We start from the raw sequence: 13,482 nt of genomic DNA on the forward strand, positions 1-13,482 counted from the left end.
CAGGGTCATGGTGATTCGCCACGGTGTTTCATTAAGCTATGCGCATGTCGTGCGAATGAAGGAATCCCATGTCAGAAGCTGAGCAGACGAACGCTGGTGCCGCAGCCGAATATGGAGCTGACTCCATCAAAGTGCTGAAGGGGCTGGACGCGGTTCGCAAGCGGCCCGGAATGTATATTGGTGACACCGATGACGGGTCGGGCCTGCACCATATGGTCTATGAGGTGGTGGACAACGCCATTGATGAGGCGCTTGCCGGGCATGCCACCCTTGTTACCGTGACGCTGAATGCCGATGGCTCATGCACGGTGACCGACAATGGGCGCGGTATTCCAACAGACATTCACACTGGCGAGGGAGTTTCAGCGGCAGAGGTCATCATGACCCAACTGCACGCGGGCGGAAAATTCGACCAGAATTCCTACAAGGTTTCCGGCGGCCTGCATGGCGTTGGCGTTTCTGTGGTGAACGCGCTTTCGGTCTGGCTGCGCATGAAGATCCGCCGCAATGGCGAGATCCATGAAATGTCGTTCACCCATGGCGTTCCGGATTCGCCATTGGCGATCACCGGAGAAGCCGGTCAGGAAACCGGCACGGCGATATCGTTCCTGCCGTCAACAGACACATTCACCAAAACCGAGTTTGATTTTGGAACGCTGGAGCATCGGCTTCGGGAGCTGGCATTTCTGAATTCCGGCGTCCGCATTGTGCTGACGGACAGGCGCCCGGTGGATGAAAAGCGGGTTGAGCTTTTCTATGAAGGCGGGCTTCATGCATTTGTTCGCTACCTTGACCGGGCACGCAAGCCGCTGATTGGCGAGCCGATTGTTCTGCACGGTGAAAAGGATGGCATGACCGTTGAAGTGGCGATGTGGTGGAATGATTCCTATCAGGAAAACGTTCTGGCCTTCACCAACAACATTCCGCAGCGTGATGGCGGCACGCATATGGCCGGTTTCCGTGGCGCGCTGACGCGTCAGATCACCGGTTACGCAGAAAGCTCCGGCACGCTGAAAAAGGAAAAGGTGACACTGACTGGCGATGATTGCCGGGAAGGGTTGACCTGCGTGCTGTCGGTTAAAGTTCCAGACCCGAAATTTTCGTCGCAGACCAAGGACAAGCTGGTTTCTTCGGAAGTTCGCCCGGTTGTTGAAGGGCTGGTCAATGAGGCACTTTCAACCTGGCTTGAGGAACACCCGCAGGAAGCGCGCGTTTTGATGAGCAAGGTGGTTGAAGCCGCATCTGCCCGTGAGGCTGCGCGCAAGGCGCGTGAGTTGACGCGGCGCAAAGGCGCTCTCGACATCACCTCCTTGCCTGGGAAACTGGCCGATTGCCAGGAGCGTGACCCGGCCAAGTCCGAAATCTTCCTGGTGGAGGGTGACTCGGCAGGTGGTTCAGCGAAGGGTGCGCGCTCGCGCAAGAACCAGGCGATTTTGCCTCTGCGTGGCAAAATTCTGAATGTGGAGCGGGCAAGGTTTGACCGAATGCTGGCATCAGACCAGATCGGCACGCTGATCACCGCGCTTGGCACATCAATCGGCAAAGACGAATTCAACCCCGATAAGCTGCGCTACCACAAAATCATCATCATGACGGACGCCGACGTGGACGGCGCGCATATTCGAACCCTGCTTCTGACTTTCTTCTTCCGGCAGATGCCGGAGTTGATTGAGCGCGGCTATGTCTATATTGCGCAGCCGCCGCTGTTCAAGGTGACAAAAGGCAAGCAGAGCCAGTATCTCAAAAATGAAAGGGCGCTGGAGGACTATCTGGTCATCGGCGGTCTGGAAGATGCTGTTCTGAAGCTTGGCAATGGCGAAAGCCGCACGGGGATGGACCTGCGCAGCGTTGTCGATGATGCGCTGACACTGCGCCAGATCCTGAGCGGTTTGCACACGCGCTACAACCGCATGGTGGTGGAACAGGCGGCAATTGCCGGTGCGCTTTCGCCAGAGGTGGCAGAGAGCGGCGCGGATGCACCCTATATGGCAGAGCGGATTGCGCGTGCATTGGACCTGCTTTCGGAAGAAACGGAGCGGGGCTGGACGGGTGAGGCTACCGTAGAAGGTGGCTATCGCTTCACCCGCATGGTGCGCGGCGTGAACGAAGTGCAGAGCATCGATGCTGCGCTGATTCACTCTGCCGACGCGATTGCATTGCATCGTCTGTCACCGCGGCTGGCTGAGGTTTATCCGCATTCTCCGGTTCTGCACCGCAAGGAAACGCACAAGGCAATTTTCGGCCCGCTGGAATTGTTGACGACGGTGTTTGAGGTCGGGCGCAAGGGTCTTTCGCTCCAGCGCTATAAAGGCCTTGGCGAAATGGATGCCGAACAGCTTTGGGAAACCACGCTGGATCCGGAAGTGCGCACTTTGTTGCAGGTGAAAATCAACGATGCAACGGATGCCGACCAGTTGTTCTCACGCCTGATGGGTGATGAGGTCGAACCACGACGCGAGTTCATTCAGGAAAATGCGTTGCAGGTTGCCAATCTTGACGTCTGATCACCCGGCCAGAGGCTGACACTCCATAAACCCCGGAAGTTGGACATCAACTTTCGGGGTTTTATTCTGGGGCCTTGTCGTGTCGTTGAAACCAATACGCTTCGACGACCATTGAACCAGGAGCTTCAATCAGGTCGCAATCTTCCGGCGGTCTGAAAAACGCAGCACGGCATAGCCGCACAGTCCGGCAACCAGCGAACCAGCAAGGATACCGAACTTCACACGGTCTTGCAGGCCCGGATCATCAAAGGCCAGAAGGCCGATGAACAGGCTCATGGTGAAGCCAATTCCGCATAAAAGCGAAACGCCGAAAACCTGGCTCCAACTGGCGGCAGCGGGCAATTCGGCAAAGCCAGTCTTGACCAGCAGCCACACCGAGCCAAAAACGCCGATCATCTTGCCGAAAAACAGCCCGGCTGCGACGCCCAGTGTCAATGGCTCTACCAGGACAGCGGGTGTAATTCCGGCAAAGGAAACTCCGGCATTGGCAAAGCCGAACAGCGGGACAATAAAAAACGCCACCGGCTTGTGAAGGCCCAGTTCCAGCCGGTGCAATGGCGAAACATCAGGCGATGCCTCGGGCTTTGCCGGAGTGCGCTTCAGCGGAATTGTCAGTGCCAGAAGCACACCGGCAATTGTGGCGTGCACGCCCGAACGGTAGACAAACAACCACAACACAGCGCCCAGCAGCAGATAAGGCAACAGCGAACCGACATTGCGGCGGTTGAGGCCGATCAGCACAGCGAACACCAGCGCTGCCCCGGCCAGATCCAGCCAGGAAATTCCACCGCTGTAAAAAAGCGCAATGATGACCACCGCACCAAGATCATCGATAATGGCCAGTGCCGCGAGAAATATTTTCAGCGATGTGGGCACACGCGGGCCGAGCAATGACAGCACGCCAAGCGCAAAAGCGATGTCGGTGGCAGAAGGAATGGCCCAGCCATGCACCGCCTGCGGGTCGGAATAGTTGAAGCTGATAAAAATCAGGGCGGGTACCAGCATGCCGCCCAGTGCGGCAAATCCGGGCAGAGTGCGTCTGGCCCAGCTTGAAAGCTGGCCATCCAGCACCTCGCGCTTGATTTCCAGGCCAACCATCAGAAAAAACAGTGCCATCAGCACGTCATTGACCCAGTGCTGTACGCTGAGTGGGCCGATATAGCTTTGAAGTGAGCTGAAGTAAGAGGAGGCCAGACCGGAATTGGCAACCAGAATTGCCAACAGCGACGTCAGCATCAGCAAAATTCCGCCCGAGGATTCAGCGTCCAGAAAGCGACGCAGTGTCCAGTTGGTTCGGCCTGTGGGGAAACTCATACTATCCTGCCGTGTCTGCTGCTACCGGCCGGTGATCTGAATTGACGGCCACCATGACGAACTGGCCGCCACCACACCGGCGCGCGACACCTGTGTGCAAGTTTTCTGCACGCAGTTCAACCGCAATTGTCATGGCGCTGCGACCCACGGTCTCAACAAATGCGGTAATCTCCATAACCTCGCCAGGTTGGATATGGTCTTCAAAATCAATCCGCCGGGTAGAGGCAAGGACAACCGCCTTGCGGCAATGCCGCGTGGCGCAGACGAAGGCTGCCTTTGCCATGGATGCAAGCGCTTCTCCTCCATAAAGGCTGCCATAATGGCTGGTGCTGCCGGGAAACACGAAGTCAACCACACGCAGCATTCCGGGCAAATCGCCATGCTCAGTTATTTTGGCGGGGGGATCGAATGTGCCAACCGCAACCATGTTGAAAATACCGGTTGCGCAGGAGCGCCGCTCCCCGGAAAGAGGGTCTTCCGCTACCAATTCAACTTCCACACCCAGAGACCGGCGGCCGGTACGGTGTATACGCCCCTCCAGCTCGACAATATCGCCAAGCCGGCAGGGCGCGCGAAAGTCTATCCGTTCACAGGACGCCGTTACAAAGTCACAATGGGCGTAGCGGCCTGCGGTGATGAAAGCGAGCTTGTCCATATGGGCAAGGCCGACGCCGCCAAACAATGTTCCGTGGTGGTTGGTGTCGCCCGGAAACACAATATCGATCAGGCAGGTTTTCGGGGCTGTCATCACGCGGAAAGACCTTCAAATTTTTGCATGGCAGGGCTGCAGCCTGATCAGTCCCAGCTCAGGCTGCCGCCATTCTGATATTCGATAACACGGGTTTCGAAAAAGTTTTTTTCCTTTTTCAGATCCATGGTTTCCGACATCCACGGGAAGGGATTTTCCGTTGCGGCAAACACCGGCTCCAGCCCAAGCTGAGCGCAACGCCGGTTGGCTATGAAGTGCATGTAGCGCTCACAGCTTTCGGCATTCAGCCCCAGAAAACCTCTTGGCATCGTGTCCCGGCCATAGGCAGCCTCCAGCTCTGCCGCCTGCCGCAGCATGGCGCGGATTTCTTCCTGGAAAGCGCTGGTCCACAGATGCGGATTTTCCGCTTTGATCTGGTTGATCACGTCTATGCCGAAGTTCAGATGGAGCGATTCATCACGCAGAATATATTGATACTGCTCTGCAATGCCGGCCATTTTGCCCCGTCTGCCCAGCGAAAGAATCTGCGCAAAACCGGTGTAGAACCACATGCCTTCGAACACGACGTAAAACGCCACCAGATCCTTCAGGAAAATCTGGTCGGCAGCATCTGTGCCGGTGCTGAATGCCGGGTCATCCAGGCTCTGGGTGTGGCCCAGCGCCCATGCAGCCTTGTCCGTGATGGATGGCACCTCGCGGTACATGTTGAAAAGCTCGCCCTCATCCAGCCCAAGGCTTTCAACGATGTACTGGAATGTATGGGTGTGGACCGCTTCCTCGAAAGATTGCCGCAGCAGATATTGCCGGCATTCCGGGTTGGTCAGGTGGCGGTAAATTGCCAGAACGATGTTGTTGGCAACCAGCGATTCCGAGGCGGCAAAAAAGCCCAGATTGCGCTTGACCATGCGCCGTTCATCCTCAGTCAGGCCATCAGCCGACTTCCACAGGGCAATATCGGCCTGCATGGAAATTTCGGTTGGCATCCAGTGGTTGTTGCAGGCGGCGAGATATTTCTCCCAGGCCCAACCATATTTCATGGGCAAAAGCTGGTTCACATCGGCCCGGGCATTGATCATGCGCTTTTCGTCAACGCTGACGCGCGCGCCACCTCGGTCTATGCTGCCAAGGCCAGTGGCGTCGGCGATGGTTGCGTTGGACACAGCAGTTTCGTTCCAGTTCAACATTGTTCTGATCTCCGGCAATTACTGGCAGGCTTCGCAGGTCGGGTCATCAATCGAGCAGGCCATCGGCACGGTTGCCGAAACGGCATTCAGCTTGCCATCCGTACCGCTGAGGGTGGATTTTTCCACATGGCTGGCAGATCGGGTGCGCAGGTAGTAGGTGGTTTTCAGCCCCCGGTTCCACGCCAGCCGGTACAAGCTGTCCAGCGCCTTGCCGCTGGGATTGGCCAGATAGAGGTTGAGTGACTGGCCCTGATCAATCCACTTCTGGCGGCGCGATGCAGCTTCGATCAACCACGAACTGTCGATCTCAAAGGCCGTGGCATACAGTGCCTTGAGCTCTTCCGGCACACGGGCTATCGGCCCCAGCGAGCCATCATAATATTTCAGGTCGGAGATCATCACCTCATCCCACAGGTCGCGGGCCTTCAGATCCCGCACAAGAGCGGCATTGACCACAGTGAAATCGCCGGACATGTTGGATTTGACAAACAGGTTCTGATAGGCCGGCTCAATCGATTGGGAAACGCCGCAAATATTTGAAATTGTTGCGGTTGGCGCAATGGCCATCATGTTGGAATTGCGCAGCCCGACCCGCATCACCCGTTCACGCAGGGTCTGCCAGTCCAGTCGGGTCTGCCGGTCCATCTCCAGTCCCCCGCGCGCTTCCGCCAGAAGTTCAATGGAATCGATTGGCAAAATACCGCGTGACCAAAGAGACCCGGCAAAGGATGGATAGCGGCCTCGCTCCTCTGCCAGATCGGCGGAGGCGGAGATGGCGTGATAGCTGATGAGTTCCATGCTTTCATCGGCAAAAGTCACCGCCGCTTCGCTGGCATAGGGCAGCGAAAGCACATGCAACGCATCCTGGAAACCCATCAGGCCCAGTCCAACCGGCCGGTGCAGAAGGTTGGAACGGCGAGCTTCCGGAATGGTGTAGAAATTGATGTCCACCACATTGTCGAGCATGCGCATGGCAGTGCGCATTGTGGCGGCCAGCTTGCCCTGATCCAGTCCGTTCGGGCCGATATGCTGTGCCAGATTGACCGACCCGAGGTTGCAGACGGCAACTTCACTGTCCGATGTGTTCAGCGTGATTTCGGTGCAAAGATTGGACGAGTGGACAACACCGACATGGCTTTGCGGCGAGCGCAGATTGCACGGATCTTTGAAAGTGATCCACGGATGGCCGGTTTCAAACAGCATGGTCAGCATTTTGCGCCATAGATCACTGGCCTTGATGCGGCGAAACACCTTTAATTCACCCCGATCCGCCCGCGCCTCATGCGCTTCATAAGCCGTTTTAAACGCTGTCCCGGTCAGGTCGTGCAGTCCCTGCACTTCATCCGGCGAAAACAGCGTCCAATCGCCATTGGTCTCAACCCGCTGCATGAACAGGTCCGGCACCCAGTTGGCGGTGTTCATGTCGTGCGTGCGGCGGCGCTCGTCACCGGTGTTTTTGCGAAGGTCCAGAAACTCTTCAATATCGATATGCCAGCTTTCCAGATAGGCGCACACCGCACCCTTGCGTTTGCCGCCCTGATTCACCGCAATCGCTGTGTCATTGGCCACTTTCAGGAAGGGTACAATGCCCTGGCTCTGGCCGTTGGTGCCCTTGATGTGCGCGCCAAGGCCGCGAACCGGTGTCCAGTCATTGCCCAGCCCGCCGGAATATTTTGCCAGCAGGGCATTGTCCTTCACCGCTTTGAAAATGGCTCCCAAATCATCACCGATTGTGGTGAGGAAGCAGGATGAAAGCTGCGGCCGCTGCGTGCCGGAATTGAACAATGTTGGCGTGGACGCCATGAAGCGGAAAGAGGACAGCAGTTCATAGAACTCGATGGCCCGGCTTTCCCTGTCCACCTCACGTAGCGCAAGACCCATGGCCACACGCATGAAAAATGCCTGCGGCATTTCAAAACGCACGCCACCGGTTTGCAGCAGATATCGGTCATACAGGGTTTGCAGGCCCAGAAACTGAAAATTTCTGTCACGCTCAGGTTGAATGGCAGCGCCCAGCCGGGCAACGTCAAATCGCGCCAATTCTGCGTCAATCAGCCCGGCCTCAACGCCACAGGTCAGATAGTCGGCAAAGTAATCAGCATAACGCGCAGCCATTTCGGCTTCTGTCGCACTCTGCGAAACTCCGCTGACATGCGAAAGAGCTTCTGTGCGCAATTTGTCCAGAAGCAGCCTTGCGCTGGCAAAGGCATAATTGGGCTCAGTCTCAATCAACACACGTGAGGCCAGAATGGGTGCCTCTGCAAGCTCTGCCTCACTGACGCCATCGTAAAGATTCTGGCGTGTGCCTGCCAGAATGGCGTCCACATCGGTGCCTTGCAGATCTTCGCAAGCTTCCTGAACAATGGCCTTGAGCCGCGCCTCATCCAGCACCACGCGGCTGCCGTCTGCCCGGCGCACGTGAATGGCCGGACTTGCCTCAACAGCCGCTTCCTTCGCTCCACGCTGCCGGTTATGCTCCTCACGGTACAGAACATAAGCGCGTGCCACTTTGTGGTGTTCGGAGCGCATGAGCGCCAGTTCCACCTGATCCTGAATATCTTCAATATGGATGACCCGGCCCTGACCGGGGCGGCGTTCCAGCGCCGAGACAACCTCTCGCGTCAACTGCGCCACAATGTCATGCACGCGGGTTGATGCTGCGGCGGGGCGGCCTTCCACTGCCAGAAAGGCCTTGGTCATGGCAATGGAAATCTTGGTCGCGTCGAATTGCGATACCGAGCCGTTGCGACGAAGAACCCGGATAGCAAAGTCATTTGCCGGGGCATCTGCCATAGCGGTAACGGGCGCGCCAACAGGCTTTGGTTGAGATGGGGAAGACAAGGACATCGTGTGCTCCGGCAAAACTGGCAGAGGCCGGGCGAAAACGTGCCTGGAGCGCGCATGCCAGCGGGCATGCAGACAGCCGCAACAACACGATCCGCTTCGGACACCCCGCCGAGGGAAAGTTAGTTTGTCGCGGCAGGTCTCCTGACTTGCGGATCATGGCCTTTTGCCCGGTCTTCCCAAGGCGAAAGCCTCAGTGACATGGTTGGGCAAAAGGCTGGCCGCCTACAGTTGCGGGGGCAGTTCCGGATTTGCCTTACAGCTCACCGAATTCCCTCTTAGCTTGCATATATAGACATATGAAAGACCGTGACTACTATATCTTGTGTTGATAGCGACTTGGAGTCAACTGTTCCAGACGCCATCCACAGCTTAAAATGTCAGCTTCAGCCCGGCCACTGCTGTGCGGCCAGTGCCACCATAGGTGTAAACGTCCTCATAGTGAGCATCGAACACATTTTCCACCCGGCCAAACAGCGATGCCGTTTCGTTCAGTTGCCACGAACCTGCAATGTTGACCAGAATATAGGATTCCAGCTCCACCGTGGACTGGTCGTAAAACTCGTCAAAGGCAATGTCTGTGCGACCGCCGGTGTATATGACGCCGAGATCCAGCTGCGCACGATCGTCGAAAAAGCTGTAGCCTATATCCAGGCTGGCGCTGTCGGCAGGACGGCGAACCAGCTGAATGCCATCAGCATCCTCGCCCTTCAGCCAGGTGTAGGCGGCGCGTATCGCCAGATTCTCCATCGGGGTCAGACTGACACCCAGTTCAATTCCGTGAACTGGCGATGTCCCTGCCAGATTGACGGATGTTTCGCCTGATCCCTGTATCAGATTGCTGATTCTCTGGTCGAAATAAGTCGCCTCGATCATCACGACGTCGCGCAGAAGCCATTGGTCAACGCCCACATCCCAGCCTTTGGCCTTTTCCGGCTCCAGCAACGGGTTGCCTCGATAAGTGTCAGTGTAGCCATAAAGTTCAAACAGCGACGGATTTTTGATGCCCGTGCCATAGGATCCGCGCAGCTTGGTGCCGCTGGTTTCGATGTTGTAAGCGCTGGTTAGCCTCCACGTCGTGTAGTCGCCGAACAGGTCATTCATGTCATGCCGAATGCTGCCGGTAATGAACAGATCATCCCACAGGCCGAGCTGGTATTGGCCCACCAAACCCGTCTGGCCGATCGAGCGGTCGAAATCGAAATACTCGCTGCCGACAGTGGCGGAGTCATCTTCATGTTCAGCCACAAATGTCAGTATGTGCGTGGCAGGTACCAGTTCGGCCGAATTCAGTGTCAGATTCGTCTGATAGTCGAGGCGGGTTTTCTCCCCGGCATAGGTGGAATCGGTGATCCGGGCGGTCTGGTAATCCATATCGCTGTGCGTGCGCGATATTCCGGCAATGTGCTGCCACCGCCCTTCCAGCAGATCCAGCTTTGCCTGCGCCCGGCCAAACATCTGCTGACCACGCGTTCCGGTGTCAGCATCCACTGCGCCGGCACCACCGATAAAGTCATCGCTTTCAAGCCGGTAATCGACAAGCCGGCCGACAAGGTCCAGCCGCAGCGCATCTGTCGGATTGACCCCAAGTTTGGCGAAGGCCGTGGTGTTGCGATAACCGTCGCGTTCAGCATTGCCGCGCCATTGCGCGGCAGAGGAAAAGCCGTCCGTGCGGTAGCCGCCAAGACTGATGAAAAAATCTGCCCTGTCGTCTGCTCCACTTGCCGACACTGAACCTGCAGCCGTGCCGCGTGTGCCACCTTCCACCTGTATCGACATGCCGGGCACACCTTCGCCCCTGCGGGTTATGATGTTAACCACGCCGCCTATGGCATCAGAGCCGTAAAGCGCACTTTGTGGACCACGCAACACCTCAATACGCTCCACATCCTGGGTCAGCAGGTGGGCGAAATCAAAAGCATTGCCGGACGCTGGATCGTTCACCTCCACACCATCTATCAGCACCAGAGTCTGATTGTCTTCCGCGCCACGAATGCGCACTTGCGTTTGCGAACCAACTGAGCCGCTGCGCCCGACGGTCACACCCGGTACCTGGCGCAGTGCATCCGACACCAGCCGTATCTGCCGCCTTTCCAGATCTTCGCCAGTGATGATGCTGACTGCGCTGCCAACCTGCCGTTCCGGCGTTGGCATGCGATTGGGGGCAATGACCACAGGGTCCAGCAGAATGGAGTCCCGGTCCTGGGCTTCCTGGGCAATCGCAGCCAGGGGCGTGATTGCAAGCAGCCCGGCGGCAAGGGTGGAAAATCGAAAAAACATTGCAACAAACCTTCGTCGGGTACACGTCACCACGAATGAAGGCGAATTTGTCAGCCTGAGCTGCCAAATCTCGTCAACCACCGGCTCACCCCGTCCGATGTGATCGCGTGTGACCACTTTTGACGGCAGGTCTCCTGGCTTGCGGGTCTTTCCGTTCAGCCGCCTTCCCGAAGCTTGTGGCCTCAGTGGCATTGTGGCTGTTCAGTCGCCGCTCACAGTTGCGGGGGCAGCTGCGGCATCTGGCCGTTGGCCCCTACCGCATTCCCTTTGGATCCCTTGCGGGAACCGTCGCCCCTGGTCTTAGAGGCAGCACTGGTCAGCCGCAAGCACGCGCTGCGTGCAGTTGGCGGAGCAGGTTGCTTTTGCACTGCCTGTGGTATCAGGGCCGCAGCCGGTAGCCTGTGCGGAATATGAAGGTTATTGCCACCATGCACAGCGTCAGGAACACCAGGGTCATGCCAAGGCTGACGCCGACATGCACATCAGACTGGCTGAAAAAGCTCCAGCGAAAACCACTGATAAGATACATCACGGGATTGAGCAGCGACACATCCTGCCAGAATGGCGGCAGAATGCGGATCGAGTAAAAGCTGCCACCCAGAAATGCCAATGGCGTCACGATCAGCAAGGGCACAAGTTGCAGCTTTTCAAACCCGTCTGCCCAAATGCCGATGATGAAGCCGAACAGGCTGAAGGTGATGGCGGTCAGCACCAGAAACAGGAACATGAAAACCGGGTGGTCTATGTGCAGGGGCACGAAAAGCCAGGCAGTTGCCAGAATAATCAACCCCAGCAGAACCGATTTTGAGGCCGCCGCGCCAACATAGCCAAGCACGATTTCCAGTGTGGAAATGGGGGCGGACATGATCTCGTAAATTGTACCGGTGAATTTGGGAAAATAGATGCCGAACGCAGCATTGGACAGGCTTTGCGTCAATAGCGACAGCATGATCAGGCCCGGTACAATGAACGACCCGTATTCCACGCCGTCAATCTGGCCGATATTTTTGCCGATTGCCGCGCCGAACACCACAAAATAAAGCGATGTGGAAATGACCGGGGAAAGGATGCTCTGAAACAGCGTGCGCCACATGCGCGCCATTTCAAAGCGATAGATAGCCATGATTGCGCGCCAGTTCATGCCTGCGTCCTCACCAGATCAATGAATATGTCTTCCAGTGTGCTTTGCCGTGTCTCCAGGTCACGCAGCCGCAATCCTGCATCATCCAGCGCGCGCAACAATGCGGTGATGCCGGTTCGCTCATGGCCGGTTTTGTAGGTGTAGGTCAGGCTGGCACCGTCATCTGCCAGCAGCAATCCGAACTCTGCCAGTTGCGGCGGAACTGCATCGATGGCCGTTTGCAGGTGCACGGTCAGTTCCTTGCGGCCCAGCTTTTCCATCAAGGCGGCTTTTTCTTCCACCAGGATCAGCTCACCTTTGCGGATAACGCCAACCCGGTCGGCCATTTCCTGTGCTTCTTCGATATAGTGGGTCGTCAGAAAAATTGTGACACCCGAATTGCGCAGATCCTGAACAACTCGCCACATGTCGCGTCGCAGTTCCACGTCCACGCCGGCGGTCGGCTCATCCAGAAACAACAGGTCTGGCTCATGTGCCAGCGCTTTTGCGATCAACACCCGCCGCTTCATGCCGCCCGAAAGAGTCATGATTTTCGAATCACGCTTGTCCCAGAGTGTCAGGTCTTTCAGAACCTTCTCCACATAGGCGTCATTGCGCTTCTTGCCGAAAAGGCCGCGGGTGAAGCTGACAGTTGCCCACACCGTTTCAAACGCGTCGGCCGTCAGCTCCTGCGGCACAAGTCCAATGATCGAGCGTGCCTGCCGATAGGCCGTTTCAATATCATGGCCGGCCACATGCACGCTGCCGCTGCTTGCGCTGGTCAGCCCGCATATAATGCTGATCAGGGTGGTTTTGCCCGCGCCATTCGGGCCGAGCAGAGCGAAGATTTCACCCTTGCGAATTGCAAGACTGACCGGCTTCAACGCTGTGAAACCGTTGGAATAAGTCTTGCCGACATTGTCGATAGTGAGGATCGGCTGCATGGAAGCTCCGGCGTTCATTCAAGAACTCCTACTTGATCTTTCGCGGCCGGGATAGTTTTAACTATCTTCCTGACGGGGGACGAATCCACATATGACCAAAGTACTGTCCGTTCTGCTGATCATTGCCATGATCGTGCAACTTGTGCGGCCAATCGGCCTGCCGGGTCTGCGGCGGAGAAGTGACTTCTGGAAGATTGCGGTGTTCGCGCTGGTGGTCTTTGGCCTTGCGGCTCTGATCCGCCCGCAATAGGCGCTGTCCAGGCTGGCGCTGCTATACCTTGTTGACAGTGCAACTGTGATTTTCCATGATTGCGGCGGAACTGGTTTCACCGTCAGGTGAATGAAAAGGGAATGCGGTGCGGCCATCTGGCCAATGCCGCAACTGCCCCCGCAACTGTAGCCGTTGAGCGGTCTTCATTTATGCCACTGGCCAAAAGCCGGGAAGGTGGAAGAAACGCGATGAAACGGAAGTCAGGAGACCTGCCAATTCCAGTCACCTTTGCTGGATTACGGGGTGTGATCTGGCGCGGCCGTCCGTAGCGGTGACATGTTCATCGTCTGCGGAGGCAATCTTCCCGGACAT

At 57.0% G+C, this 13,482-nt stretch carries 9 protein-coding genes and 3 riboswitches; of the genes, 2 read left to right on the forward strand and 7 right to left on the reverse strand.

Annotated features, from left to right (window positions below; genetic code table 11):
• Positions 1-68: 68 nt before the first annotated feature.
• Positions 69-2,504 carry a DNA topoisomerase (ATP-hydrolyzing) subunit B gene (gene gyrB, locus FPY71_RS00690; protein ID WP_149296626.1) on the forward strand — a complete coding sequence of 812 codons (2,436 nt, stop codon included), beginning with the start codon at positions 69-71 and terminating at the stop codon, positions 2,502-2,504.
• Between the two features lie 129 nt (positions 2,505-2,633).
• On the opposite strand, the gene nhaA is transcribed toward gyrB, so the two are convergent.
• The 7 genes from nhaA to FPY71_RS00725 all read right to left on the reverse strand — a co-directional run bounded on the left by nhaA (position 2,634) and on the right by FPY71_RS00725 (position 12,899).
• The gene (gene nhaA, locus FPY71_RS00695; RefSeq protein WP_149296628.1) at positions 2,634-3,818 is read right to left on the reverse strand and encodes a Na+/H+ antiporter NhaA; all 1,185 of its coding nucleotides are present in this window, start codon (positions 3,816-3,818) and stop codon (positions 2,634-2,636) included.
• A gap of 1 nt (position 3,819) precedes the next feature.
• Entirely contained in the window at positions 3,820-4,566 is a 747-nt protein-coding gene (locus FPY71_RS00700; protein ID WP_149298555.1) for an acyl-CoA thioesterase, read from the reverse strand.
• A 47-nt stretch (positions 4,567-4,613) separates the two neighbouring features.
• A complete protein-coding gene (locus FPY71_RS00705) occupies positions 4,614-5,711 on the reverse strand; it encodes a ribonucleotide-diphosphate reductase subunit beta (protein WP_149296630.1) in 1,098 nt (365 codons plus the stop codon).
• Between the two features lie 18 nt (positions 5,712-5,729).
• The gene (locus FPY71_RS00710; protein WP_149296632.1) at positions 5,730-8,558 is read right to left on the reverse strand and encodes a ribonucleoside-diphosphate reductase subunit alpha; all 2,829 of its coding nucleotides are present in this window, start codon (positions 8,556-8,558) and stop codon (positions 5,730-5,732) included.
• Between the two features lie 114 nt (positions 8,559-8,672).
• A riboswitch (cobalamin riboswitch) is annotated at positions 8,673-8,882 on the reverse strand.
• Between the two features lie 45 nt (positions 8,883-8,927).
• Positions 8,928-10,835, reverse strand: coding sequence for a TonB-dependent receptor plug domain-containing protein (locus FPY71_RS00715; RefSeq protein ID WP_149296634.1), 1,908 nt, complete (start codon positions 10,833-10,835; stop codon positions 8,928-8,930).
• 107 nt (positions 10,836-10,942) lie between these two features.
• A riboswitch (cobalamin riboswitch) is annotated at positions 10,943-11,140 on the reverse strand.
• A 74-nt stretch (positions 11,141-11,214) separates the two neighbouring features.
• Positions 11,215-11,976: an ABC transporter permease gene (locus FPY71_RS00720; RefSeq protein WP_149296635.1), complete on the reverse strand. Its 762-nt coding sequence runs from the start codon at positions 11,974-11,976 to the stop codon at positions 11,215-11,217.
• Positions 11,973-12,899 carry an ABC transporter ATP-binding protein gene (locus FPY71_RS00725; RefSeq protein ID WP_149298557.1) on the reverse strand — a complete coding sequence of 309 codons (927 nt, stop codon included), beginning with the start codon at positions 12,897-12,899 and terminating at the stop codon, positions 11,973-11,975. The genes FPY71_RS00720 and FPY71_RS00725 overlap by 4 nt, the downstream gene beginning before the upstream one ends.
• Before the next feature lie 91 nt (positions 12,900-12,990).
• Here FPY71_RS00725 and FPY71_RS18400 point away from each other — a divergent pair, with 91 nt between their 5' ends.
• Positions 12,991-13,149 (forward strand): hypothetical protein, encoded by a 159-nt coding sequence (locus FPY71_RS18400; protein ID WP_188052161.1) that lies wholly within the window; start codon positions 12,991-12,993, stop codon positions 13,147-13,149.
• A gap of 54 nt (positions 13,150-13,203) precedes the next feature.
• Positions 13,204-13,401, forward strand: a riboswitch (cobalamin riboswitch).
• The last annotated feature ends 81 nt before the right edge of the window (positions 13,402-13,482 follow it).

This window comes from Aureimonas fodinaquatilis (assembly GCF_008369445.1).
GTDB lineage: Bacteria > Pseudomonadota > Alphaproteobacteria > Rhizobiales > Rhizobiaceae > Aureimonas > Aureimonas fodinaquatilis.

Bases quoted from the DNA above. Each gene is read 5' to 3' on its own strand.
- gyrB (WP_149296626.1), top strand. From the start codon at position 69: ATGTCAGAAGCTGAGCAGACGAACGCTGGTGCCGCAGCCGAATATGGA.
- nhaA (WP_149296628.1), bottom strand. From the start codon at position 3,818: ATGAGTTTCCCCACAGGCCGAACCAACTGGACACTGCGTCGCTTTCTG.
- FPY71_RS00700 (WP_149298555.1), bottom strand. From the start codon at position 4,566: ATGACAGCCCCGAAAACCTGCCTGATCGATATTGTGTTTCCGGGCGAC.
- FPY71_RS00705 (WP_149296630.1), bottom strand. From the start codon at position 5,711: ATGTTGAACTGGAACGAAACTGCTGTGTCCAACGCAACCATCGCCGAC.
- FPY71_RS00710 (WP_149296632.1), bottom strand. From the start codon at position 8,558: ATGTCCTTGTCTTCCCCATCTCAACCAAAGCCTGTTGGCGCGCCCGTT.
- FPY71_RS00715 (WP_149296634.1), bottom strand. From the start codon at position 10,835: ATGTTTTTTCGATTTTCCACCCTTGCCGCCGGGCTGCTTGCAATCACG.
- FPY71_RS00720 (WP_149296635.1), bottom strand. From the start codon at position 11,976: ATGAACTGGCGCGCAATCATGGCTATCTATCGCTTTGAAATGGCGCGC.
- FPY71_RS00725 (WP_149298557.1), bottom strand. From the start codon at position 12,899: ATGCAGCCGATCCTCACTATCGACAATGTCGGCAAGACTTATTCCAAC.
- FPY71_RS18400 (WP_188052161.1), top strand. From the start codon at position 12,991: ATGACCAAAGTACTGTCCGTTCTGCTGATCATTGCCATGATCGTGCAA.